General features: G+C 69.8%; 25 protein-coding genes. 8 read left to right on the plus strand and 17 right to left on the minus strand.

Features of this window, described 5'->3' with window-relative positions; genetic code table 11:
• Window positions 1-16: 16 nt before the first annotated feature.
• From ccsB to ASE56_RS00470, 7 genes are all read right to left on the minus strand, one after another.
• Complete coding sequence (ccsB, locus tag ASE56_RS00440) at window positions 17-1,027, minus strand: c-type cytochrome biogenesis protein CcsB (RefSeq protein ID WP_056223981.1); 1,011 nt, start codon at window positions 1,025-1,027, stop codon at window positions 17-19.
• 4 nt (window positions 1,028-1,031) lie between these two features.
• On the minus strand, window positions 1,032-2,747 hold the full coding sequence (locus tag ASE56_RS00445; RefSeq protein ID WP_056223983.1) for a cytochrome c biogenesis protein ResB: 1,716 nt from the start codon (window positions 2,745-2,747) through the stop codon (window positions 1,032-1,034).
• Entirely contained in the window at window positions 2,728-3,477 is a 750-nt protein-coding gene (locus ASE56_RS00450; RefSeq protein ID WP_056223985.1) for a cytochrome c biogenesis CcdA family protein, read from the minus strand. Before ASE56_RS00450 ends, ASE56_RS00445 begins: the two co-directional genes overlap by 20 nt.
• Complete coding sequence (locus ASE56_RS00455) at window positions 3,474-4,079, minus strand: TlpA disulfide reductase family protein (RefSeq protein ID WP_056223987.1); 606 nt, start codon at window positions 4,077-4,079, stop codon at window positions 3,474-3,476. The genes ASE56_RS00450 and ASE56_RS00455 overlap by 4 nt, the downstream gene beginning before the upstream one ends.
• Window positions 4,079-4,723: a histidine phosphatase family protein gene (locus tag ASE56_RS00460; RefSeq protein ID WP_056223989.1), complete on the minus strand. Its 645-nt coding sequence runs from the start codon at window positions 4,721-4,723 to the stop codon at window positions 4,079-4,081. The genes ASE56_RS00455 and ASE56_RS00460 overlap by 1 nt, the downstream gene beginning before the upstream one ends.
• A gap of 85 nt (window positions 4,724-4,808) precedes the next feature.
• Window positions 4,809-5,534 (minus strand): DedA family protein, encoded by a 726-nt coding sequence (locus ASE56_RS00465; protein ID WP_056223991.1) that lies wholly within the window; start codon window positions 5,532-5,534, stop codon window positions 4,809-4,811.
• Between the two features lie 100 nt (window positions 5,535-5,634).
• Window positions 5,635-6,024 carry a DUF6264 family protein gene (locus ASE56_RS00470; RefSeq protein ID WP_056223993.1) on the minus strand — a complete coding sequence of 130 codons (390 nt, stop codon included), beginning with the start codon at window positions 6,022-6,024 and terminating at the stop codon, window positions 5,635-5,637.
• Window positions 6,025-6,083: 59 nt separating this feature from the next.
• Here ASE56_RS00470 and aspS point away from each other — a divergent pair, with 59 nt between their 5' ends.
• Both aspS and ASE56_RS00480 read left to right on the plus strand, forming a co-directional pair.
• On the plus strand, window positions 6,084-7,421 hold the full coding sequence (aspS, locus tag ASE56_RS00475; RefSeq protein ID WP_056224215.1) for an aspartate--tRNA(Asn) ligase: 1,338 nt from the start codon (window positions 6,084-6,086) through the stop codon (window positions 7,419-7,421).
• Window positions 7,422-7,496: 75 nt separating this feature from the next.
• Window positions 7,497-8,561, plus strand: coding sequence for an ABC transporter ATP-binding protein (locus ASE56_RS00480; RefSeq protein ID WP_056223995.1), 1,065 nt, complete (start codon window positions 7,497-7,499; stop codon window positions 8,559-8,561).
• A 15-nt stretch (window positions 8,562-8,576) separates the two neighbouring features.
• Here ASE56_RS00480 and ASE56_RS00485 read toward each other — a convergent pair whose 3' ends face one another.
• From ASE56_RS00485 to ASE56_RS00505, 6 genes are all read right to left on the minus strand, one after another.
• A complete protein-coding gene (locus ASE56_RS00485) occupies window positions 8,577-8,879 on the minus strand; it encodes a Dabb family protein (protein ID WP_056223997.1) in 303 nt (100 codons plus the stop codon).
• Window positions 8,876-9,154: a glutaredoxin family protein gene (locus ASE56_RS00490; protein ID WP_081349772.1), complete on the minus strand. Its 279-nt coding sequence runs from the start codon at window positions 9,152-9,154 to the stop codon at window positions 8,876-8,878. The genes ASE56_RS00485 and ASE56_RS00490 overlap by 4 nt, the downstream gene beginning before the upstream one ends.
• A 66-nt stretch (window positions 9,155-9,220) precedes the next feature.
• Window positions 9,221-9,514 (minus strand): rhodanese-like domain-containing protein, encoded by a 294-nt coding sequence (locus ASE56_RS00495; RefSeq protein WP_056224001.1) that lies wholly within the window; start codon window positions 9,512-9,514, stop codon window positions 9,221-9,223.
• Between the two features lie 108 nt (window positions 9,515-9,622).
• On the minus strand, window positions 9,623-9,721 hold the full coding sequence (locus ASE56_RS16350; RefSeq protein ID WP_003792170.1) for an AURKAIP1/COX24 domain-containing protein: 99 nt from the start codon (window positions 9,719-9,721) through the stop codon (window positions 9,623-9,625).
• A gap of 82 nt (window positions 9,722-9,803) precedes the next feature.
• A complete protein-coding gene (locus ASE56_RS00500; protein WP_056224003.1) occupies window positions 9,804-9,995 on the minus strand; it encodes a helix-turn-helix domain-containing protein in 192 nt (63 codons plus the stop codon).
• Window positions 9,996-10,135: 140 nt separating this feature from the next.
• Window positions 10,136-10,531, minus strand: coding sequence for a helix-turn-helix transcriptional regulator (locus ASE56_RS00505; protein WP_056224005.1), 396 nt, complete (start codon window positions 10,529-10,531; stop codon window positions 10,136-10,138).
• Between the two features lie 68 nt (window positions 10,532-10,599).
• Between ASE56_RS00505 and ASE56_RS00510 the strand changes: the two genes are divergently transcribed.
• The gene (locus ASE56_RS00510) at window positions 10,600-12,042 is read left to right on the plus strand and encodes a TrkH family potassium uptake protein (protein WP_056224007.1); all 1,443 of its coding nucleotides are present in this window, start codon (window positions 10,600-10,602) and stop codon (window positions 12,040-12,042) included.
• Window positions 12,035-12,706 (plus strand): TrkA family potassium uptake protein, encoded by a 672-nt coding sequence (locus ASE56_RS00515; protein WP_056224009.1) that lies wholly within the window; start codon window positions 12,035-12,037, stop codon window positions 12,704-12,706. The genes ASE56_RS00510 and ASE56_RS00515 overlap by 8 nt, the downstream gene beginning before the upstream one ends.
• A gap of 10 nt (window positions 12,707-12,716) precedes the next feature.
• Here ASE56_RS00515 and ASE56_RS00520 read toward each other — a convergent pair whose 3' ends face one another.
• Window positions 12,717-13,004 (minus strand): DUF1905 domain-containing protein, encoded by a 288-nt coding sequence (locus ASE56_RS00520; RefSeq protein WP_056224010.1) that lies wholly within the window; start codon window positions 13,002-13,004, stop codon window positions 12,717-12,719.
• 2 nt (window positions 13,005-13,006) lie between these two features.
• Window positions 13,007-13,852 (minus strand): pyrroline-5-carboxylate reductase, encoded by an 846-nt coding sequence (proC, locus tag ASE56_RS00525; RefSeq protein ID WP_056224013.1) that lies wholly within the window; start codon window positions 13,850-13,852, stop codon window positions 13,007-13,009.
• A 123-nt stretch (window positions 13,853-13,975) separates the two neighbouring features.
• On the opposite strand from proC, the gene ASE56_RS00530 reads away from it, so the two are divergent.
• Together ASE56_RS00530 and ASE56_RS00535 are read left to right on the plus strand one after the other, a co-directional pair.
• Window positions 13,976-15,088 (plus strand): alpha/beta hydrolase, encoded by a 1,113-nt coding sequence (locus ASE56_RS00530; protein WP_056224015.1) that lies wholly within the window; start codon window positions 13,976-13,978, stop codon window positions 15,086-15,088.
• 29 nt (window positions 15,089-15,117) lie between these two features.
• On the plus strand, window positions 15,118-16,047 hold the full coding sequence (locus ASE56_RS00535; protein ID WP_056224018.1) for an LLM class F420-dependent oxidoreductase: 930 nt from the start codon (window positions 15,118-15,120) through the stop codon (window positions 16,045-16,047).
• 4 nt (window positions 16,048-16,051) lie between these two features.
• On the opposite strand, the gene tadA is transcribed toward ASE56_RS00535, so the two are convergent.
• Window positions 16,052-16,483: a tRNA adenosine(34) deaminase TadA gene (gene tadA, locus ASE56_RS00540; protein WP_056224217.1), complete on the minus strand. Its 432-nt coding sequence runs from the start codon at window positions 16,481-16,483 to the stop codon at window positions 16,052-16,054.
• 88 nt (window positions 16,484-16,571) lie between these two features.
• On the opposite strand from tadA, the gene upp reads away from it, so the two are divergent.
• Complete coding sequence (upp, locus tag ASE56_RS00545; protein WP_056224019.1) at window positions 16,572-17,204, plus strand: uracil phosphoribosyltransferase; 633 nt, start codon at window positions 16,572-16,574, stop codon at window positions 17,202-17,204.
• Here the strand turns inward: upp and ASE56_RS00550 are convergent.
• Window positions 17,189-20,737, minus strand: a complete 3,549-nt coding sequence (locus tag ASE56_RS00550; protein ID WP_056224021.1) for a bifunctional RecB family nuclease/DEAD/DEAH box helicase — start codon at window positions 20,735-20,737, stop codon at window positions 17,189-17,191. The genes upp and ASE56_RS00550 overlap by 16 nt on opposite strands.
• 109 nt (window positions 20,738-20,846) lie before the next feature.
• Here ASE56_RS00550 and ASE56_RS00555 point away from each other — a divergent pair, with 109 nt between their 5' ends.
• Complete coding sequence (locus ASE56_RS00555; protein WP_056224024.1) at window positions 20,847-22,907, plus strand: NAD(+) synthase; 2,061 nt, start codon at window positions 20,847-20,849, stop codon at window positions 22,905-22,907.
• Window positions 22,908-23,000: the final 93 nt, after the last annotated feature.

Raw genomic sequence — 23,000 nt, forward strand, 5'->3', positions numbered from 1 at the left:
TCCTCTGCGGCCTCTGTCAGGTGGTCAAGCCGCTGTAGGCGTGCAGCCCCTTGAAGAAGACGTTGACGATCGTGAAGTTGAACAGCACCGCGGTGAAGCCGATGATCGACAACCATGCCGAGCGGGTGCCGCGCCAGCCGCGGGTCGCGCGGGCGTGGATGTATCCGGCGTAGAGCACCCAGATGACGAAGGTCCAGACTTCCTTGGTGTCGAAGCCCCAGAAGCGGCCCCACGCGTCGTTCGCCCAGATGGAACCGGCGATGAGGGTGAAGGTCCAGAAGATGAACCCGACGATCGCGAAGCGGTAGGCGAGCGACTCGAGCGCGTCGGCGTTCGGCACCGTACGGAGGAAGCTCCGCGTGGTCGCGGCGTCCGCGGGAGCCTCAGCGAGCTTGCGCTCGCGGCGCGTCTGGATGAGCTGAACGACCGACAACCCGAAGGCCAGAGCGAACAAGGCCGTCGCCAGGCTCGCGACGAACACGTGCACGACCAGCCACACCGACTTCAGCGGGTCGGCGAGCGGCACGACCTCGACGTGGAAGGCGAGCGTGGCCCCGCCGAGCAGCAGCACGGCCAGGCCGGTCATCAGAGAGCCGAGGAAGCGCAGATCGAAACGCGTCAGCACGACGAGGTAGACCGCGATGATCAGCAGCAGACCGGTCAGCGCGAACTCGTACATGTTCGACCAGGGCACGCGCCCCGCGGCGACGCCGCGCAGGACCGTGGCGACCAGGTGGAACACGAAGCCCAGCGCGGTGAGCACCGTGCCGAGGCGGGCCCAGAGGTAACGCGGCTGGGCGGAAGCGGTTCCGGATGCCGACGACCCTGCGGATCCGCCGATCACTCCCCCGCCGCCCGCGGTGACGAGCTCGCGCGCGACGACCTCGTCTTTCGCCTTCAGGGCGAGGTCGGAGCGTCGCGCGAGGTCGATGGCGTAGGCGAAGAACGCCAGCACGTAGATGGCGACCGCCGTCCACACCAGGAGGAGGGAGATCTCGTCGAGGAGAAGCGGGTCGGTTCCGGGCATGGTGTCAGTCTACTTTTCCGGTGTCGGGGTGGCTCTGGGTGGGAAGGGTCGCGCTGTGCTTGTCGACGAGCTGGTCGACGGCCGCCGCGAGGGTCGGATCCTCGCCTCGGGCGAGGCCGGCGTACTCGATCTCGACGGCGCCGGTCCGCGGCGTCGCCTTGACCCACATGCGGCGACGGGGGACGAAGAGCGCGGCGAGCAGACCGAACAGGGCGAGGAGGGCGAAGCCCAGCACCCAGGGGCCGGCGAGGTCGCGGTGGATCGACAGCGAGGCGAAACGCTTGACGGACTGCTCGTAGCCGACGGCACCGGCCGGGGCCTCGTTCTCGAAGGTGATCGTGCCGAGACCGTTCGGCAGGTTCTCGGTCTGACCGGGCATCAACTGCAGAGCCGGGGTGCCGCTGTCGCCGCCGGCGATCTGGGTCATGCCCGAGGGATCGAGCGTGTACACCGAGCGCGGGGTTCCGTCGTCGATGCCGAGGTCTCCCTCGTACACGCGAAGGGTGAGCGTGGGGTACTCGAGAGCGCCGTAGGTGGAGGTGAGGGCGCCCGAGTCGAGCACGTCCATCGTCGGGTAGAAGAAGCCGAGGAGCCCGAGCTGCTGCGGCAGCCCGTCGGCGACCTTGATGACGCCGAGCGAGGTCATGTTGGCATCCTGCGGCAGGAAGGCGACCGAGTCGTGGAACACCTCGTTGCCCTGGGCATCGCGGATCGTCACGGTCGGGGCGTATCCGTTGCCGAGAAGGTAGACGCGGTCGCCCTGGACGTCGAGGGGGTGGTTCACCCGCACCTCGCCGTCCTGCGGGTCGGCGCCCGGGGCCTGGGTGGTCACGTGCGCGACGAAGTTGCCGGCCTGCCCCGAGCCGGGTTGTCCCGGCGGCACGTACGTGACGTCGAAGGTGTCGAGGGTCATCGAGTACGGCGTGAGGGTGTCGCCGCCCACGAAGCGGCCGGGGTTGAACGACGAGTAGTCGAGCAGGCTGTTGCTGAAGGCCTGTCCTTCGACGAGGACCCGCTGGCCGGTGTAGGTGAAGCCGCCACCGACGCCGACGGCGATCAGAACGCCGACGAGCGCCCCGTGGAAGAGCAGGTTGCCGGTCTCGCGGAGGTAGCCGCGCTCCGCCGAGACCGAGAAGGCGCCGCGCGAGTCGTAGCGCGCGACGCGGTAACCGCTCTTGCGCAGTTGGGCGGCGGCGCTCTCGACGGCCGCGGCGGCCACGGCATCCGCATCGCCGTCCACCTCGATGGTGCGGGTGCGGTGGTCGTCCAGCCGCGACAGTCGGGCGGGCGTGCGCGGGGGCTGCGAGCGCAGGGCCTTCCAGTGGTGCTTGGTCCGCGGGAGGACGCACCCGATGAGCGAGATGAACAGCAGGAGGTAGATGGCCGAGAACCACGGCGAGCTGTAGACGTCGAACAGGCTGAGCTTGTCGAGGACCGGCGCGAGGTCGGGGTTGTCGGTGAAGTACTGCGTGACGCCGTTGGGGTCGGCGGTGCGCTGGGGCACGAGCGAGCCGGGGACGGCGGCGATCGCGAGGAGCAGCAGGAGCACCAGCGCGGTGCGCATGCTGGTCAGCTGCCGCCAGCCCCATCGCAACCAGCCGACCACCCCGAGGCGCGGCTGCGTGATGTCGTCCGCCGTGGAGTCGGCGTGGTCGGAGGGGCGCAGCGGGTCGGTCACGGTGTTACCTCGGTCGGAACGATCAGAGCGGGAGCTGGACATTGCCGATCACCCCCTGCAGGGTCGACATCCACTGGCCCCAGAACCCGGTCACCATCAGCAGGCCGAGCACGATCAGAAGCGCTCCGCCGATGAGGTTCACGACGCGGATGTGCGTGCGCACGAACGCGACGGACTTGGTCGCCCACCCGAAGCCGAGGGCGAGGAGCAGGAACGGGATGCCGAGACCCAGCGAGTACGCCAGGCCCAGGAGCGCGGCCCGGCCCGGGTCGCCCAGGTTGTAGGACACCGAGATGATCGCGGTCAGCGTGGGGCCGATGCACGGCGTCCACCCGATGCCGAGGGCGATGCCCAGCAGCGGGGCCCCGATGAGGCCGAGGTTGCCCCGCGACTGCATCCGCACCGAACGCTGAGCGAGACCGAAGAGACCGATGAAGACCAGTCCCATGATGATGATGACGACGCCCATGACGCGGGTGATGAGGTCGGCGTACTCGATGAAGAAACGGCCGAGCGCTCCTCCGAGGACGTTGATCGCCATGAACACGAGGGTGAACCCGGCGATGAACAACAGGGTCCCGCCGAGCAGGCGGCCCTTGCCGGAGGCGGATGCCGAACCCCCGCGCGGCGCCACGGCACCGCCGATGTAGCCGAGGTACCCCGGCACGAGCGGAAGCACGCACGGCGACAGGAACGAGATGAGGCCGGCGGCCAGGGCGATGGGAACGGCGATCCACAGCGCCCCGTCGAAGACGAGGGCGCCCGGGTTCACGCGTTCTCCGCGACCAGCGTGCGCACGATCGACTCGAGGATCGACGCCTCGGGAAGCTCACCGACGATGCGAGCGGCGACGCGCCCCTGCTTGTCGAGCACGAGGGTCGTGGGGGTCGCGTTCAAGGGCGCCGCATCGGTGAACGCGAGCTTGAGCTGGGCGTCCCCGACCGCCATGGCGCTGGAGTACGACACCCCGTGGTCGCGCGCGAACGACAGGGCCGTGGCCGGCTGGTCGTACGTGTTGATGCCGAGGAAGGCCACGTCCTGCCCCTGGAAGGTCTGGTAGGCCTGCTCGAGGCGCGGGGCCTCGATGATGCACGGGCCGCACGTGGCGTACCAGAAGTTCACGACCAGCACCTTGCCCGCGAAGTCGGCGCTCGACACCGGGGAGCCGTTGTCGAGGGTGCCCGCGAAGTCGACGGGCTCCTTGCGGTTCTCGGGGGCGATCTCGTCGGTCTGGAATCCGTTGGCGGCGATGTAGCCCTTGTTGTCGCCGGCCCGGTACTGGTCGGCGAGGGGGTCGGCGGTGCAGGCCGACAGCCCGGCGACCAAGGTCGCCGCGGCGAGGATCGACCCCGCGGCGGTGAGGATTCTGCGCATCAGACGGCTCCTACATCGACGGCTCCGGCGGTGCTCGCCGGCTCGGCGTACGCCACCTCGACCCAGCGCGCCGAGCCGTCGGCGCCGTCTCGCCGTTCGAAGCTCGTCACGCTCGACAGCGCGCAACGGCGCTTGCGGGGGTCGTGGCGGGTGGGTTGCTGGGACAGGGCGAGGTGAGTCACCCAGATGGGGAGTTGGTGCGAGACGACGACCACGTCGCCCGAGGGGACGCGGTCCCAGGCATCGGTCATCGCGGCCGTCATGCGGGCGACGATCCGCTCGTAGGGCTCGCCCCAGCTGGGAACGGCCGGCCGGCTCAGGTGACGCCAGTTGAGCGGGTTCGCCAGAGCCTGCTTCATGCGCCGCCCCTCGAAGACGTTGGTCGGCTCGATGACGCGGTCGTCGATGAACGGCTCGGCGCCGAACATCTCCACGAACGGCTCCGCCGATTCGCGCGTGCGCTGCAGCGGCGAGACCACCAGGGCCGAGACCGGACGATCGAGACCCTTCACGTGCTCGGCCGCCTGACGCGCCATGCGGCGACCGTCGACGCTCAGGCCGAATCCGGGGAGCCGACCGTAGAGCACGCGACGGGGGTTGTGGACCTCTCCGTGGCGCACGAGATGAAGGCGGTCGGCGGGCACGACGCCAGTCTACGGGCGGGTTCTGTGGTCTGACTGAGTCCGGATGCCGGTTGCCTCGACGTGGAGATAACCGACCGAGCGACGCTCAGGCGTCGTGCTGAGCGGCGGGAGCGTCGTCGCGATCGCCGGCGCGCTTGGAGGCGAGCAGCGATCGGACGCGCGAGTACAGGAACCACGCGAGGCCGATCGCGACCGCGGCGATGACCACGTACTGCAGGATCGACGCGTACTCCTCGACGATGTGCCAGTTCTCGCCCAGCAGGAAGCCCGACAGCACGAAGATCGTGTTCCAGATGAGGCTTCCCGCACCGGTGAGCAGACCGAAGCGCCACATCGGCATCTTCGACACCCCCGCGGGGATCGAGATGAGACTGCGGAAGATGGGGATCATCCGCCCGAAGAACACGGCCTTGCCGCCGTGGCGCTCGAACCACGCAACCGTCCGGTCGACGTCTTCGGGGTGCAGCAGCGGCATCTTCGCGGCGAACGAGCGCAGCCGCGCCGCTCCGAGCCAGCGGCCGAGACCATAGAGCATGAAAGCGCCGACGACGGAGCCGATCGTCGTCCACAGCAGCGCCTCGAACAACGTGAAGGAGCCGCGACTGGCGGTGAGCCCGGCCATCGGCAGAACGACCTCGCTGGGAAGCGGGGGGAAGAGGTTCTCGAGGGCGATCGCGACACCGGCCCCGACGGGCCCGATGATCTCCATGAGCGAAACGGTCCAGTCCGCGAGCGACGTCAGCCAGGACTGTCCCTCCCCGGAGCCGGAGGTCGACCGCAACGGGGCGAGAGAGAGGGTGGTGTCGGTCATCGGGTGCCTTCGCGCTCGGTGATCGGCCGCCCGGTGCGGACGCCCGCTCTCAGGGTAGGTTGCGAACCCGCGCCCTACCTGGGGGTTGCCCCCGAGCGGATCAGGATGCCGAGACCCCCGCGCCGACGAGCGCGGCCGCGACGAACCACACGGCGGCGATCGTCACGACGGTCACGAGCGGAACCCAGAAGGCGAGGCGGTGACGAACGAGACGCACGATGGAGATGACGACACCGATGATCAGCACGACCCAGGGCGAGACGACCGCGGTCCAGAAGCCGATGTTCATCAGTCCCGTGTCGCAGGTGACCGACCCGCACGCGTCCGCGGCGTAGACGAGGAACACCCCGGCGTAGGACGCGGCGAGCGCCAGCAGGGGGAGCAGGACCAGCAGCACGATGGTGAGGGCGACATCCCATCCGCGGGCCCTGCGCGCCGTCGGTTCCGGCCGCAGGGTCCGGAACGACTCGGGCGGCATCGAGAAGGTCACGCCCCCATCGTAGGTTCGCGCCCGGTTCGGTGCGGACCACGCACGTAGACTGGTCGATCGTGAGCGAACGCGTCCTGGTCAACCAGCTGAAGTCCCTGCCCGCCGGCCCCGTCGAGGTGTCGGGATGGGTCGAAACCGTGCGCGACCAGAAGAAGGTGCAGTTCGTCGTCCTCCGCGACGAGACCGGCGCCGTTCAGCTCGTGAACCCGGCGACCCGCCCCTCCGAAGAAACGGAGCAGGATGCCGCCGCCCTCGCCCTCACCGAGACGATCGGCGCCCTCGCGACCGGCACGTTCCTCACCGTGCGCGGCGAGCTCAAGCACGATGAGCGTGTGAAGCTCGGCGGGGTCGAGATCAAGGTCGGCGAGCTCGAGATCGCGGCCGCGGCCAACCCCGAGACCCCCATCGCCGCCGACAGCAGCCCCGACAAGCGCATGGACTGGCGCTTCATCGACCTTCGCCAGCGTCGAAACAACCTCATCTTCCGCGTGCAGACCACGCTCGAGCACGCCATGCGCACCTACTGGGTCGAGCGCGACTACATCGAGGTGCACTCCCCGAAGCTGATGGCATCCCCCTCGGAGTCCAACGCGGAGCTGTTCGAGGTGCCCTACTTCGAGGACAAGACGGCCTACCTCGCGCAGAGCCCGCAGTTCTTCAAGCAGATGGCTCAGGTCGCCGGCTTCGGCAAGATCTTCGAGATCGCCCCGGCCTTCCGCGCCGACCCCTCCTTCACCAGTCGTCACGCCACCGAGTTCACCTCGATCGACGCCGAGATCAGCTGGATCGATTCGCACGAAGACGTGGCGCGCATGCAGGAGGAGCTGCTGCACACCGCGTTCCAGGCGGTCGCCGACAAGCACGGCGACGAGATCCGCGAGCTCTTCGGCGTCGAGGTCGAGGTGCCCGCGATTCCGTTCCCGCGCATTCCGCTGGCCGAGGCCCGCGAGATCGTCGCCGCCCGCGGGTACGACATCCCCCGTACCGACGGCGACCTCGACCCCGAGGGCGAGCGTCAGATCGCCGCGCACGTGCGCGAGACCTTCGGCCACCCCTTCGTCTTCATCACGGACTACCACCCCGAGATCCGCGCTTTCTACCACATGCGCGACGAAGAGACCGGGCTCACCAAGTCGTACGACCTGCTCTTCAACGGCGTCGAGATCACCACGGGTGCGCAGCGCGAGCACCGCGTGGACGTGCTGATCGAACAGGCCAAAGAGAAGGGTCTCGACCCCGAGCACCTCGACTTCTACCTCGACTTCTTCCGCTTCGGCGCTCCGCCGCACGGCGGCTTCGGTATGGGGCTCGCGCGCATCCTGATGCTGATGCTCGGCGAGTCGTCGATCCGCGAGGTTACGTTCCTCTTCCGCGGTCCCACCCGCCTCGCCCCGTAAAAGGTTCGAGTGAGCGACGCCCGGGGTTCACCCCCCGGGCGTTCGTGCGTCATGCGTCCTTCCTACCGTGGGCGAATGGTCGCCGTCATCCCCGTGGATCCCCCACCCGCCGGGGAGCGACCGCGCGCGGGCTGGTCCATCACCCTCCACCACGTCACGCGCGAGCGCGCCGGGGTGCCGATCCTCCGCGACATCGATCTCGAGGTGGCTCCGGGCACCATCGTCGCCCTCGTCGGCCCGTCGGGCTGCGGAGCGTCGACCCTGCTGCGCGTGGTGAGCGGTTCGGAACGACCGGATGCCGGCACCGTCCTCGTCGAAGGACGCTCGGGCGCCGCGGCACCCCGCATTCCGGAGGTCCGCGACCGCACCCCTGTGGCGCGGTTCGGACGCGTCCGGGCGGCGATCGTCGCGGCCTCGCGGCACGCCGGCGACGTCGACCCCGACGGCGAGACCGATCGACTGCTGGACCTCGTGGGACTCGGCACCGCGGACAAGAGCGTGCACCGGCTGTCGCACGGCGATCGGCAACGGTGGGCTCTCGCTCGCGCGCTCGCCTCTCACCCGCGGGCTCTCGTCCTCGACGACGCCCTCGCGGCCCTTCACACGACGGCTCGCTCCGAGACGCGAGACCGACTCGTCCGGGAGCTCCGCGAGCGCGGCGTCACGACACTCTGGGCGACGCGCGACACGGCCGAGGCCGCGGCGGTCGCCGATCACCTCGTCGTCATGGACCAGGGTCGCATCGTCGCCGCGGGCTGCCCGGACGAGGTGTACTCCCGGATCGCGGACACCGCCGTCGCCGAGGTCCTCGGACCGGTGAGCGCCGTACCCGGGATCGTCGAGGGCCTCACCGTCGAGGTGTGGGGTCAGGAACTCCCGCTCGCGGAGTCCGCGCACGACGGTCACTGCGAGGTCGTCGTGCGCCCCGAGAACGTCCTCCTCGTCGGACCCGACTCCCCCGGCGTCGACGGAGTGGTCGAGGAGTCGACCTTCCTCGGCAGCGTCCGTCGTTCGACGGTGCTCACGAGCGACGGCAGTCGCGTCGTCGTCGAGCATGCGCCCGAGCAGCGTCTCGGCGACCGTGACCCCGTGCGTCTCGCTCTCGCGATCGTGCCGGCGACGGTGCGGCCGATCGCCTGACGGGGCGAGCGGGCGTCAGAACGGGTAGTCGACCGAGGAGCGCTCCGCCACGACGGAGCGGACGAACGCCGCGACCTCCTGGTGAGCGGGGTGCACTTGGTAGCGCTCGAGCGCATCGACGTCGGCGAACTCGCTGACCAGAGCGACGTCCCAGTTCGACTGCGGGTTCACGATGTTGCGCCCCACCTCGATGTGCTGGATCTCGTCGATCACGGGGGCGAGGGCGAGCAGGCGCTCGGCGATCTGCTCGGCGTGCAGGGCACGCGTGTCGGCGTCGTCAGCCGACAGCTTCCACAGAACGATGTGACGGATGCTCACGCGGAGGCTCCTTGGGTGTCTGCCGCGAGGAGAGCGGCGCGAAGTCGGTCGGCGGACACGCGCCAGTGGGCGTGCAATTCGCCGTCGATGAGGACGACCGGGATCTTCTCCCACCACTTCTCGTAGAGGGCGGCGTCGTCGGCGATCGAGGCCTGTTCGATGGTGACGCGGTCAGCGGCACCCTCGGGGAGCTCGGCGACGACGGTCTCCACGATCTGCTCCGCCACGTCGCAGAGGTGGCAGTCGGGCTTACCGATCAGCGTGAGGGTCGTCACCCTCCCCATCCTAGGAGGCGGGGGAACGACGGGCCGCGGCGTGCGCCGCGTGTGTCCGCGGACCGATCAGGACTCGACGTCGTATCCCGCGGCGATCCAGTCGCCCGTGCCGCCCTCGACGTTCGTGGCGTCGTGGCCGCGTGCCGAGAGCGCCTCGACGACCCTCGCCGAGCGGCCGCCGGCCTGGCAGATGACGTCGAAGGGCTCGCCCGGAAGCTCGTCGAGGTGCTCGCCGATCGTGGACATCGGCAGGTTCACCGCGCCGGGAACGTGTCCCGCGGCGAACTCGTGCTCCTCGCGCACGTCGATCAGGGGACGCTGGCGCCCCGCGTGCAGATCGTGGACCGAGATGGACTGCATGCTTTCCTCCGAGGAAGACGGTCGAGACGGTTCGGCGGCGCGAGATCGTCGCGCCGGATACACGAAGCGCCCGTCACGAATCGGACAGGCGCTCGGTGTGGTGGCCGCTTACTTCTTGTTGCGGCGCTGGTGACGAGTCTTGCGAAGCAGCTTGCGGTGCTTCTTCTTCGCCATGCGCTTACGGCGCTTCTTGATGACAGAACCCACGGAAAACCTCACTAAGTCGGGGTCTGGGTGCCGATTTCGGCCCCCGGGAACAGCAGGCGTTGGAAAAAAGCCTCGGATCAGTCTAGCCGACGTCGGACACCGGTCGTTGCACGGCTTCGGCGACCGCCGATTCCGGCACCCGGTAGCTGCGTCCGAAGCGCACCGCCGGCAATTCTCCCGCGTGCACGAGACGGTAGACCGTCATCTTCGACACGCGCATGAGCTCTGCGACCTCGGCGACCGTCAGAAACCGCACGTCCGGCAGCTCGGCCATCGCTCACCCCTCGTTCCGGGTGAACTCACCCTCCTGATGCTGTGCACACTCTAGGGTCTGGCCGGGACGGCTGTAAACCTATGGGCCCACTGTGACGAATGTGATTCATGGATGCCGGAAATCCGCGGCATCCATCGTCGTCATCGCCCCGGGAGCTTGCGGAACGCGGTCGAGAAGGAGTGCTTCACCGATGCGGCGGCGCGCCCCACCACCTCGGCGGCGTGCATCGCGGATTCGGGGAGCGCGGGTTCGTTGTCGTCGTCGATCGAGAAGAAGGGCACGAGCCAATCGTCGACCTCGTCGAGGGGCGCGACCGCGAGGCTGTAGTAGCGGTGCTGGCCCTCTTCGCGGACCGAGACGAGCTCGGCCTCGCGCAGCACCTTGAGGTGCTTGGACACCGTGGGTTGACTCACCCCGAGTGCCGCGACGATCTGCGACACGCTCGTTCCGCGTTCGCCACCGGTCGCCCGGTCGAGGAGCAGCTGAAGGATGTCGCGACGCGTTCCGTCAGCGATCACGTCGAAGATGTCCGCCATGGCATCAGATTAGCGGCGCCCCGGCCCGAGTACCATGATTCGGGTTCGGGCACCGAAGGGAGCGGCGCATGGCGGCGACGCCGAACGAGGCTCGACTGGCCGTGCGACTGCGTCGCATCGCCTACGAGGCATGGGATCGTCTGCGCAACCTGACGACCGCCTCACCCGCGCGATTCGCGGTGCTCGTGTTCGTCACGCTCATCGCGCTGTTCACCGCGCTCTTCTCGCTGCCCGCGGCGTCTGCGACGGGCGAACGGATCGCCTTCGCCGACGCTCTGTTCACCGCGGTGTCCACGATCTGCGTGACGGGCCTGTCGACGCTGAACATGTACTCCGACTTCTCGCCCCTGGGGCGCGTCATCACCTACATCGGCGTCAACGTCGGCGCCCTGGGTGTCCTGACCCTCGCCTCGATCCTCGGCCTGGTCATCTCGAAACGCCTCGGGCTGCGCGCCAAGCTGATCGCCGCGGGCGACAGCAACCCCCTGCGGGTCCACGGCGGGCCGGTGAACGAGGGCCAGACCGTCCGGCTCGGCGAGGTCGGCCAGCTGCTGCGGACGGTGGCCCTGTCCACCCTGGTCATCGAGGCGGGCTTGACCGTCCTCATCTACCCCTCGCTCATCATCGGCGGGATCAATCCGCTCGTGGCCCTGTGGGAGGCGCCGTACTACGCGGCGATGGCGTTCACGAACACCGGCTTCGTCCCCAACGCCGACGGCCTCACGCCCTTCGCGCAGGACTACTACCTGCTCACCGTGCTGATGGCCGGGGTCTTCCTCGGCTCGATCGGATTCCCGGTCATCTTCACGCTGTGGCGCCACTATTGGCGGTTCCGCCTGTGGTCGCTGCACGCGAAGCTCACGATCATCACCACGGTCGTGCTGTTCTTCGCCGGTGCCGGCGTCATTCTGCTGCTGGAATACGACAACCCCCTCACATTCGGCAGCATGGATGCGTGGGACACCACGTTCCAGGCCTTCTTCCTCTCGGCGATGACACGGTCGGGCGGATTCAGCGTCATCAACATCGGCGATCTGAACGGCGCCACCCTCATCGTCGGTTCGATGCTCATGTTCGTCGGCGGCGGTTCGGCCTCCACCGCGGGCGGTATCAAGGTCACGACGCTGGCGGTCCTCGCCCTCGCCGTGTTCTCGGAGGCGAAGGGGCGCCCGTCGGTGCAGGCGTTCGGCCGCCGCATCCCGAGCGACGTGCAGCGCGTCGCGCTCTCCGTCGTCGCGTGGGGGGCCACGATCGTCGCGATCTCGACCGTGACCATCAGCCGGATCACCGACGCTCCGATCGAACACGTGCTCTTCGACGTCGTCTCGGCCTTCGCCACGGTGGGCCTGTCGACGGGGCTCACCGCCGAGCTTCCCGAGGCCGCCAAGTACGTCATGGCCGCCACGATGTTCATGGGGCGCATTGGTACAGTGACACTCGCTGCGGCAGTGGCTGCGTCCTCCCGGTCGCAGCTGTACGCGCTCCCCGTGGAAAGGCCCATCGTTGGTTGAACGCATCCGCAGTGACGCCCCCGTCCTGGTGATCGGCCTCGGGCGCTTCGGCGCCGCGTGCGCGGGTGAACTGGACCGCCTCGACCGCGAGGTGCTCGCCGTCGACGGCAACCTCGAGCTCGTCCAGAAGTGGTCGGAGCGCGTCACGCACGCCGTGCAGGCCGACGCCCGTAACATCGACGCCCTGCGCCAGATCGGCGCCCAGGACTTCCAGGTCGCCGTCGTCGCGGTCGGCTCGCTCATCGAGGCGTCGGTGCTCATCACGGCCAACCTCGTCGACCTCAAGGTGCCGCAGATCTGGGCGAAGGCCGTGTCGCAGTCGCACGGCAAGATCCTCGCCCGCGTCGGTGCGAACCACGTGATCTACCCCGAAGCCGAAGCCGGAGAACGCGTCGCCCACCTCGTGAGCGGCCGCATGCTCGACTTCATCCGCTTCGACGACGACTTCGTCCTGGCCAAGATGTACCCGCCCAAGCTCGTCCGCGGGGTGGGGCTGAACGAGTCGGGCGTCCGCTCGAAGTACAACGTCACGGTGGTCGGGGTGAAGAGCCCGGGCCGTCCGTTCCGCTACGCCGAGGCGAACACCGTCGTCACCAACCACGACCTCATCATCGTGTCGGGCACGAACTCCGACATCGAGCGCTTCGCCTCGCTCGACCGCTGAGTCGACGCGCTCAGGCGTCGATGTCCAGGGTCAGCTCGACCTCGTCGTCGACGCCGAGGCCCTCGGCATCCTGCAGTGCTTTCTTCACCGGCACCACGTACCCGCCGTCCTTCGGCCAGAGCGAGGTGGTCACGGTGGTGCGGCCGATCGTGACGGATGCGGGGATCATCCCCCACCCGTAGGTGACGACCGGGGCGACCTCGGCGATCATCGCCGCCTCCGCCGGGGGCACCGAGACGAAATGGAACGGCGCGGGGCCGCGCCAGTACCAGATCGTCCCGGAGAACCGCAGGCGCATGGTCAGTTGCCCGCGGCCAGTTCTTTCGCCCGGGCGAGGGCCGCTTCGGCGGCGGTGGTGAAGGTGTCGTCGAGACGAGCGTCCTGCAAGACGGTGACGGCGCGCTCGGTGGTGCCCTTCGGGCTGGTCACGCGGCGGCGGAGCTCGGCGGGATCCACCTCTGCGGATGCCATGAGCGCGGTCGCTCCGATGAAGGTCTGCTCCGCGAGCAGACGCGCCTGATCGTCGTCGAACCCCATCCGCACGGCGGCCTTGGTGAACTCCTCGACGAGCAGGAAGACATAGGCGGGACCGGAGCCCGAGATGGTCGAGAGGGCGTCGATCTGCGACTCGGGGACTTCGAGCACCGAACCCACGGTCTCGAAGAGGGCTCGGACCACCGCGACGTCGTCGGCGGACGCCGCGGACCCGGCGGCGAGCCCCGTCACGCCCTGGCCGACGAGGGAGGGGGTGTTCGGCATCGAGCGCAGGGTGGAGACGCCCTCGCCGAGGTGAGCGGCGAACGTGTCGAGGGTGACTCCCGCCGCCAGACTCACCACGATCGCGCCGGGTCGCAGGTGCGGGGCGATCTCGTCGAGCAGGTCGGGCACCATCGCGGGCTTCACGCCCACCAGCACGATGTCGGCGGCGGACGCGGCGTCGGTATTGCCCGCGGGATTGACCTCGAGCGCGACACTGGTCACCCCGTCGAGCTCGGCGAGCTCGGCCGCCTTGGCGACGGAGCGGTTGGTGGCCGTCACCCCGCCCTCGGTCAGGCCCGCGGCGACGAGGCCGCGGAGGATCGCTCCTCCCATGGAACCGGCTCCGAGGATCGCGATCGGGGGCAGCGAGGTCGTGGCATCCGTCATACGGCACAGTTTACGAATCCGTCGCCGATGGCGGGGGCAAGCCTGAGTGCGACCGATAGGGGCGCGCGTTAGAGTCGGAAAACGGTGTGCCGGAGCACCGGCGAGCGACACGGAGGACTAGCGATGACTCTCTTCGACGGCATCACCGCGCGCCTGGTCGAGACCGACCGGCTGGGTGTGAACGTGCTCGAGCGCGTCGGTGACGACCCCTCCACCTCCCCCGAGCACACGGTGGTCTTCGTGCACGGCAACGTCGCCTCCTCGCTGTTCTGGCAGGAGATCATGCAGGACCTGCCGAGCGAGCTGCGGGTGATCGCGGTCGACCTGCGCGGCTTCGGTCGTACCGAGCACAGCCCGATCGATGCCACGCGCGGCGTCCGCGATTTCAGCGACGACCTGCACGCGACGCTCGAGGCTCTCGGCATCTCCACCGCCCACCTCGTCGGCTGGTCGATGGGCGGAGCCGTCGTGCTGCAGTACGCGCTCGATCACCCCGTCCTGTCACTGACCCTGCAGTCGCCGATCTCGCCGTACGGGTTCGGCGGCACACGTCGCGACGGCTCCCGTCTGAGCGACGAAGACGCGGGCGCGGGCGCGGGCGCGGCGAACCCCGACTTCATCCAACGCCTCATCGACCACGACACCACCGACGGGGCCCCCACCTCTCCCCGCTCCGTGTTCCGCAGCAGCTACGTCGCCGACGGCTACCGGAGCGAGCACGAGGACGTCTGGGTCGAAGCGATGCTGTCGACGTCCACGGCCACCGGCAACTACCCGGGAGATTCGGTCATCACCTCGACCTGGCCGGGCTTCGCCCCCGGGACGACGGGAGTGCTGAACGCCCTCGCGCCGAAGTACTTCGACGTCTCGGGCATCGTGGACCTCGCCGCGAAGCCGCCGATCCTGTGGATCTACGGCACCGCCGATGCGATCGTCTCGGACACCTCGTTCTCGGACGTCAACCACCTCGGCGCGCTCGGCGTGGTCCCCGACTGGCCCGGCGTCGATGTCGCGCCCGCGCAGCCGATGGTCTCGCAGACGCGCGATGTGCTCTCGTCCTATGCGGAGAAGGGCGGCGAGGTCGCCGAGGTGCCCGTCGAGGGCGCCGGACACTCCGTGCACCTCGAACGCCCCGCGGTGTTCCGTCAGGCTCTGCTGACCCACATCGGCTACGTCGGTCGCCCCGCCGACCCGGCACCCCCGACCGAGGCGATCATCCTGCGCTCGGCCGACTGACCCATCCCCGACCCGCCCCGGAGGTCCCCGTGGAGTACTGCCTGTTCACCGAGCCCCAGCAGGGCTTCTCCTACGATGACCAGCTCGCTTTCGCGCGCTCCGCCGAAGAGCACGGTCTCGACGGGTTCTTCCGGTCGGACCACTACCTGCGCATGGGCGAGGGAGATGCGCGCCCCGGCCCCACCGACGCGTGGACGACGCTCGCCGGCCTCGCCCGCGAGACCTCGCGGATCCGCCTGGGCACCCTCGTGTCGTCCGTGACCTACCGGGTCCCGGCGATCCTCGCGATCCAGGTCGCCCAGGTCGACGCGATGTCGGGCGGCCGCGTCGAGCTGGGGCTCGGAACGGGGTGGTTCGAGCGCGAGCACCGCGCCTACGGCATCCCGTTCCCGCCCAAGCGCTTCGATCTGCTCGAAGAGCAGCTCCAGGTCGTGACGGGTCTCTGGTCGACCCCGGATGCCGACACCTTCACGTTCCACGGCGAGCACTACGACCTCGACGAGGCGCCGGCGCTCCCGAAACCGGTGCAATCCCCGGTTCCGGTGATCGTGGGCGGGGGCGGCCCGAAGCGCACCCCCGCACTGGCCGCGAGGTACGCCACCGAGTTCAACATCGGGTTCGTCTCGGAGGACGTCGTGGCCGAGAAGTTCGCCGTCGTGCGCGCCGCGTGCGAAGCGATCGGGCGGGACCCGGGCACGCTGAAGCTCTCGGTGGCACTTCCGACCGTCGTCGGGGCGGACGACGCCGAGATCGACCGCCGCCTCGACGCGATCGGCCGCACCCGCGACCAGTTCGACGACGGGGCGAACATCGTCGGCACTCCCTCACAGGTCGCCGAGAAGGTCGAGCGGCTTCGCGGGCTGGGCGCCGAACGGGTCTACTTCCAGCTGATGGACCTCCGCGACCTCGATCACGCCGACCAGATCGGCGCGGAGGTGCTTCCGCTCCTCCCCCGCTGAGTCGTCAGCGGCGGCCCTCGAAGAACGCGCGCAGCCGGTCCGAGGCCCCTTCCTCCTCGACCCCGCCGACGACCTCGACGCGATGCGGAAGCCGCCGGTCGCGCAGAACGTCGTACAGGGAGCCGGCGGCTCCGGCCTTGGCATCCCACGATCCGAAGACGACCCGCTCGATGCGCGCCTGGAGGATCGCACCGGCGCACATGACACACGGCTCAAGGGTGACGACCAGGGTGCAGTCGGCCAAGTGCCACGTGCCCAGGCGGCGGGCGGCTTCGCGCAGGGCGACGACCTCGGCGTGAGCCGTCGGGTCCCCCGTGACCTCGCGCAAGTTGCGGCCTTCGCCGATGACCTCGCCCGCGGCATCCACGACCACGGCGCCCACCGGGACGTCGCCGTCGGCCGCCGCGGCATCGGCGAGGGCGAGGGCGCGCCGCATCGCGGTGAGGTCGCGGGCGGTGGGCGTCACGGGGTCTCCGGTGAAAGACGGGCGGTGGTCTGCGGGTGGAGCGGTTAGCCTTGAGCCTATGCGTGTCCACGTCGCCGACCACCCGCTCATCACCCACAAGCTCACGGTGCTGCGTGACGTGCAGACGTCGTCGCCGGTGTTCCGCCAGCTCACCGAGGAGCTCGTGACGCTCCTGGCCTACGAGGCGACCCGCAACGTGCGCGTCGACCCGATCGAGATCCAGACTCCGGTCACCACGACCATGGGCGTCAAGATCAGCGAGCCCCGTCCGATCGTCGTCCCGATTCTTCGCGCCGGGCTCGGCATGCTCGAGGGCATGGTGAAGCTTCTCCCCACCGCCGAGGTCGGCTTCCTCGGCATGGTGCGCGACGAAGAGACCTTCGAGCCGACGACCTACGCCGAGCGCCTTCCCGACGACCTCAGCGACCGCCAGTGCTTCGTGCTCGACCCGATGCTCGCCACCGGCGGCTCGCTCGGCGCGGCCATCAACTTCCTCTTCGCGCGCGGCGCGCAGGACGTCACCGCGATTTGCCTGCTCGGCGCCCCCGAGGGTGTCGCGGCGATCGAGAAGCAGGTCGAGGGGCACGACGTGACCCTCGTGCTCGGCGCCGTCGACGAGCGCCTCAACGAGAAGGGCTACATCGTGCCCGGCCTCGGCGACGCGGGCGACCGCCTTTACGGCACGGCCTGAGCGCCCACCAACCGTGCGAAGCCGCTGAGCCGCGCGACCCCCTCGGGGGTCCGCGGAAGGTCGTCGAGCAAAGCGGGTGAGTACACCACGTAGGCGGCCTGCATCGCTCGCGAGATCGCGACGTTGATGCGGTTGCGCAGCAGGAGGAACTCGAGCCCGCGGGGGGCCTCCCGCCCCGATGAGGCGGCGAGCGTCAGGATCGCCACGACCGCCTCCTTTCCCTGGAACCGATCGACCGTGCCGACCGGGACGTCGGCGAAGCCGGCCGCGGCCAGCGCCTCCTCGACGGCGACCTGCTGGGCGTTGTACGGGGTGATGACGATGATGTCGTCGGACCGGAGCGCACGAGGTTCGTGCACGGTGGCGGAATCGCCCGCCCCTCCCTCGGCTCCGGTCCATTCACGTCCGACGAGCTCGGCGACCAATCGGGCGACCTCGGCGGCCTCTTCGCTCGAGAACATCGCATTTCCGCTGTGGCGCACCGGGACCACGTGCACCCCCGGTTCGACGCCGTCGAGGCGGCGCAGAGCGGTGGAGGGGTGCGCGGCGAGGCGACCCTCGTACGACAGGCGTGACACCGGCTCGGCGACGGCGGGGTGCATGCGGCGCGTGCGGGCGAGGAAGTAGCCGAACTCCTCGGGCACCACCTCGGCTCCGTCGATGATCCACCCGAGCGCCGAGGTGTCGACGGGCTCGGGGTGCGTGCCCTGACTGACCTGCGGCAGCTGCTGGGGGTCGCCCAGCAGAAGAAGGCGCCGCGCCGCGAGCGACACCGCGATCGTGGACGCGAGCGAGAACTGCCCCGCTTCGTCGATCACCAGCAGATCGAGACTTCCGCGGGGGATCCGGGTCTCGTGGCTGAAGTCCCACGCGGTCCCGCCGACGACGAAACCGGTCGCTGCGTTCTCGCCGGTGAACGCCGCGATCCCGTTCTTCGGCAGAACGGTGAAGGAGTGCGAGACGCCCGGGTCCTTCGGCGCTTTCCCAACTCGGGATGCCGGCACCCCCGCCGCGATGACCTGATCGAGCATGTGCTCGACGGTCGCGTGCGACTGCGCCACGACCCCGACGCGGTACCCGCGATCGGCGACGAGGCGGGCGATGACGTGGGAGCCGACGTAGGTCTTGCCCGTGCCGGGAGGGCCCTGCACGGCCAGGTAGCTGTGGTCCAGGTCGGCCACGCTCCGAGCGATCGCCGCCACGTCGTCGTCGCCGCCTCGGCCGTCGATGCTGGTGACCGGGGCGAGAGCGCCCGAGAGCGTCCGCGGTGGGACCCGGCGGAGGATGTCGGCCGCGGCTCCCTGCGGGATCGCCGGGGCCGCCGCGAGGACGGCGTCGGCCCACGCGTCGATCGCCTTCTGCTGATTGCCGGCGCGGGGCGGCGCGGGTGGGGTGAGGGCGAGTGGCAGGTCGTCCCAGGTCACTCCGTCGGCGGCGATCTCCTCGACGATCGCCCCGTCGTCGAGGACCTCGCGAACGGTCGTGCGGCGCGCACCGTGGATCCACCGCGGCCGTGTCTCGAGCGGGAACGGAGCGGGCAGATCGTAGACCGCGAAAGGTTCGGCGTCCGCGCTCAGGCGCGTCCCGGGGGCGACCTCACCGCGAAGCTCGACGAGTCGGCGCTGCGAGCCCCGGCCCGACTCGGGGACATGCCAGTCGGCGACCACCCGCGAACGTGCCGCATCGATCACCACGACGTCACGCGTGTCCTCCCACACCGACAGCGGCTCGCGCAGGCGCAGGAAGTGCGTGGCCCAATAGGTCTTCTCTTCGCGCGGGTAGTAGTCGATGGCGGCAGCGGCGAGACGGAGCGCCGTCGCATCGGGCTCGGCGGCGTCGGCCGCCCACCTCTGCAGGGCTGTGGCGCGCGGCGAAGGCTCATACGCCTGTTCGTCGGGCTCGGCGCCTCGCGCCGGGACGGCGCCCGACTCGCGGGCACGCTCGACCAGCCAATCGCGTAGTCGCCGGGTCGACACGCAGTCGTAGCGGTTGTAGTCGGCGAGATCGTCGAGCACGCGTTGCGCGGCGGTCGTGTCGCCGTCGGCGGCGAGCGCGCGGGCCTCGACGTACTTCACAATGGAGTCGTCTCCGCGCTGGACGTCGCTGGTGCGCACCTCATCGCCCATGTAGAGGGGCTCGAGCTTCTTGATCGAATACGAGCGCGAGCCGACCCGCAGGGCTCGCCGGACGACCGGGTACAGGTCGACGAAGACGCCGTCGCGCAGGAGCCGATCGACGTCCGCCTCTCGAACTCCGTAGCGAGCCGCCATCGTGAGCAGATGGGTCGGTTCGTAGGGGGCGTAGTGGTAGATGTGCATGCCCGGGTACTGCTGACGGCGTAGCGCCACCATGTCGAGGAAGCGCTCGAGGGCCGCTCGCTCCTCGTCGAAGGTGTGCGCCCACAGGGCCCCGTAGGTTTCGCGAGAGTCGACCCAGCCGAAGAGGTAGTCGATGCCCCAGTGCTCACCGACCCCCTCGGTGTAGAGCGGGTCGCCCTCGAAGTCGAAGAACAGGTCGCCGTGGTCGGGCCGGGGAAGCACCCCGAGCGACTTCGGCGCGACGACCTCGAACGTCGGCACGGCGGAGGCGGGGGCATCGCCGCCCGGGACCCCCGCCGGACTCTCGAGCTGCAGACGCGCCTGCGTACGGAGTGACGCGAAGGTGTCGGCACTCATCGCGGCGGGAGCGGTCGGAGCAGACGCCAGCTGGTCGATGGTCTCGATGCCGCCGGCACGGAGCCGATCGCGCTGGACGGGGCGCATGCCGGCGACCAGAAGCAGGTCGCGGTGCGCGACGACCTCGAGCTCGCACGTCGCGCACCGGCCGCATGCGATGACCCCGAGATCGCCCCGCGCATCGCCCCAGGCGATCGCCGGCCCGGCGACGCCGAGCTCGACCCTCCGGTCGGCGATCAGCGCGCGCAGGCGCTCCCGGCGCAGACCGAAGACCGGGAGGAGGTCGTCGACGCGGTGCGTGCTCGTCGAGCCGTCGCCGAGCAGCAACTGCACCTCGTCCGCGCGCGGGACGCCGAGACGATCGAGCTGATCCACGTAGGCGGCGAGCTGCATGAGTGCGGTCACCCGGGCCCGACGCGCGAGCTTCGTGTCCTGCACGATCCACCGACGCGTTCCCTCGGGCGACGCGTCGGACTCGCGGACGAGGAAGTCGGCGAACCCCACGAACTCATCGGTGGCGAAAGCGGCCTGGTACACCACCTCGACGGACGGGTCGGCCAGAGCCTCGTCGGTGAGGCGCACGGCTTCGGCGAGGGCCTGGGCGTCGGACGATCGGGCCGCCGGGATCTCGCGCACCGCCGCGCCGAAGCGGGCGCGGTCATCGTCGAGCACCCGCAGCTCGTGCGCCGTGCCCAGGCGGGCCGCGCGTTCGAGGGTGGCGTCCTCGGGGTCGTCGACGGGCGCGACGCGACCGATCTTCGCGTCGATGGCGCGCAGCCACGCGAACTCGCACTCCGCCGCCGCCTTGAGGTCGCTGGCGCTCCAGACGATCCGCGCCTCCTGCTCGATGTACCGCATGGTCCTCAACGCTAATCGGGGCCACCGACATCGGGTTCCGCCATCCACAGGCCGGCCTCCTCTCGCAATCCGACCGCCCGGTGTCGGACCGTGCTGACAGACTGAGGGGGTGATCACCGACCTGCCGTTCGAGAACGTGTACCGGCACGGGTTCGCGCGCGTCGCGGCGTGCACGATTCCCGTCGCGGTCGCCGACCCCGCCGCCAATGCCGACGCCGTGCTCGACTCCGCGCGCGCGTGCGACGCTGAGGGCGTCGCCGTCGCCGTCTTCCCCGAGCTGTGCCTCACCGGCTACGCGATCGACGACCTCGTCATGCAGGATCCCCTCCTCGATGCCGTTGAAACCGCTCTCGAGCGCCTGGTGCTGGCATCCGCCGATCTTCTTCCGGTGCTCCTCGTCGGCGCGCCGCTGCGCCACGGCAACCGCCTGTTCAACTGCGCGGTCGTGATCCACCGCGGTCGGGTGCTCGGCGTGGCTCCCAAGGCGTACCTGCCCACCTATCGCGAGTTCTACGAGCACCGCTGGTACGCGCGCGGAGACGACCAGGTCGGTCAGCACATCCGCGTCGCCGGCGAGACGGTGCCGTTCGGACCCGACCTGCTGTTCGAGGCGGCCGACGTACCCGGTCTCACCCTGCACGCCGAGGTGTGCGAAGACGTCTGGGTGCCGATCCCGCCGTCCTCGGGGGCGGCGCTCGCCGGGGCGACGGTGCTCGCCAACCTATCGGGCAGTCCCATCACGATCGGGCGTGCCGACGATCGGAACCTGCTGTCGCAGTCGCAGTCCATGCGGTGCCTCGCGGCCTACGTCTACGCGGCCGCGGGTCAGGGCGAATCGACCAACGACGTCTCATGGGACGGCCAGACCATGATCTACGAGGGCGGGCACCTGCTCGCCACGACCGAGCGCTTCCCCGACGGACCACGGCGCAGCGTCGCCGACGTCGACCTGGACCGTCTGCGACAGGATCGCCTGCGGCAGGGCACATTCGACGACAACCGCCGCACGACCGGCCCCGCGTTCCGGACGGTGTCGTTCGAGCTCGCCCCGCCCGCGACCGACCTCGGTCTGCGCCGCGCGGTCGATCGCTTCCCCTTCGTCCCCGACGATCCGGCTCGCCTCGCACAGGACTGCTACGAGGCGTTCAACATCCAGGTGTCGGGCCTCGTGCAGCGGCTCCGGGCCATCGGCGACCCGCGTCCGGTTCTCGGTGTGAGCGGCGGACTCGACTCCACGCACGCGCTGCTCGTGATCGCCCGCGCCATGGACCGGATGGGGCGTCCGCGCAGCGACATCCTCACCTATACGCTGCCCGGGTTCGCCACGAGCGAGAAGACCAAGCGCAACGCGATCGCCCTCGCCGAAGCCGTCGGCGCCTCGATCGAAGAGATCGACATCCGCCCGGCGGCGACCGAGATGCTCTCGCGCATGGGACACCCCTTCGCGGCGGGGCAGCCCGTCCACGACGTCACGTTCGAGAACGTCCAGGCGGGGCTCCGCACCGACTACCTGTTCCGTCTGGCGAACCAGAACAACGGGATCGTCGTCGGCACCGGCGACCTGTCCGAGATCGCCCTCGGGTGGTCCACGTACGGCGTGGGCGACCAGATGAGCCACTACTCGGTGAACCCCGGCGTCCCCAAGACGCTCATCCAGCACCTCATCCGCTGGGTGATCTCCTCAGGCGAGCTCAGCGATGAGACCGTCGACGTGCTCCAGTCCGTGCTCGACACCGAGATCAGTCCCGAGCTGGTGCCCGCCGGCCAGGACGGCCGGATGCAGTCCACCGAGGACCGTATCGGCCCGTACAACCTGCACGATTTCACGCTTTACCACGTGCTGCGCTTCGGCTTCCGACCGTCCAAGATCGCCTTCCTCGCGGCTCACGCCTGGAGCGATCGGGATGCCGGCGCCTGGCCCCCCGGCTACCCCGAGGCAGGGCGACCGGTGTACGACCTCGTCACCGTGGCGAAGTGGCTCGAGGTGTTCCTGAAGCGGTTCTTCGGCTTCGCGCAGTTCAAGCGCACCGCGATTCCGAACGGACCCAAGGTGTCGCCCGCGGGCTCGCTGTCGCCGCGCGGCGACTGGCGTGCACCCTCCGACGGCAACGCCCGCGTGTGGCTGGCCGACCTGCACGCGGCCGTGCCGGAGGCGTTCCGGAGCGAGTGAGCCCGCGGTCCGCGCGCGACCCCACCCGCTGACGGGCCCTACCAGCCCATCGACCCCGGAACGCCCTTGAACGGGCCCGCGAGGTCGCTCGTC

The organism is Microbacterium sp. Leaf203 (genome assembly GCF_001421275.1).
Taxonomy (GTDB): domain Bacteria; phylum Actinomycetota; class Actinomycetes; order Actinomycetales; family Microbacteriaceae; genus Microbacterium; species Microbacterium testaceum_A.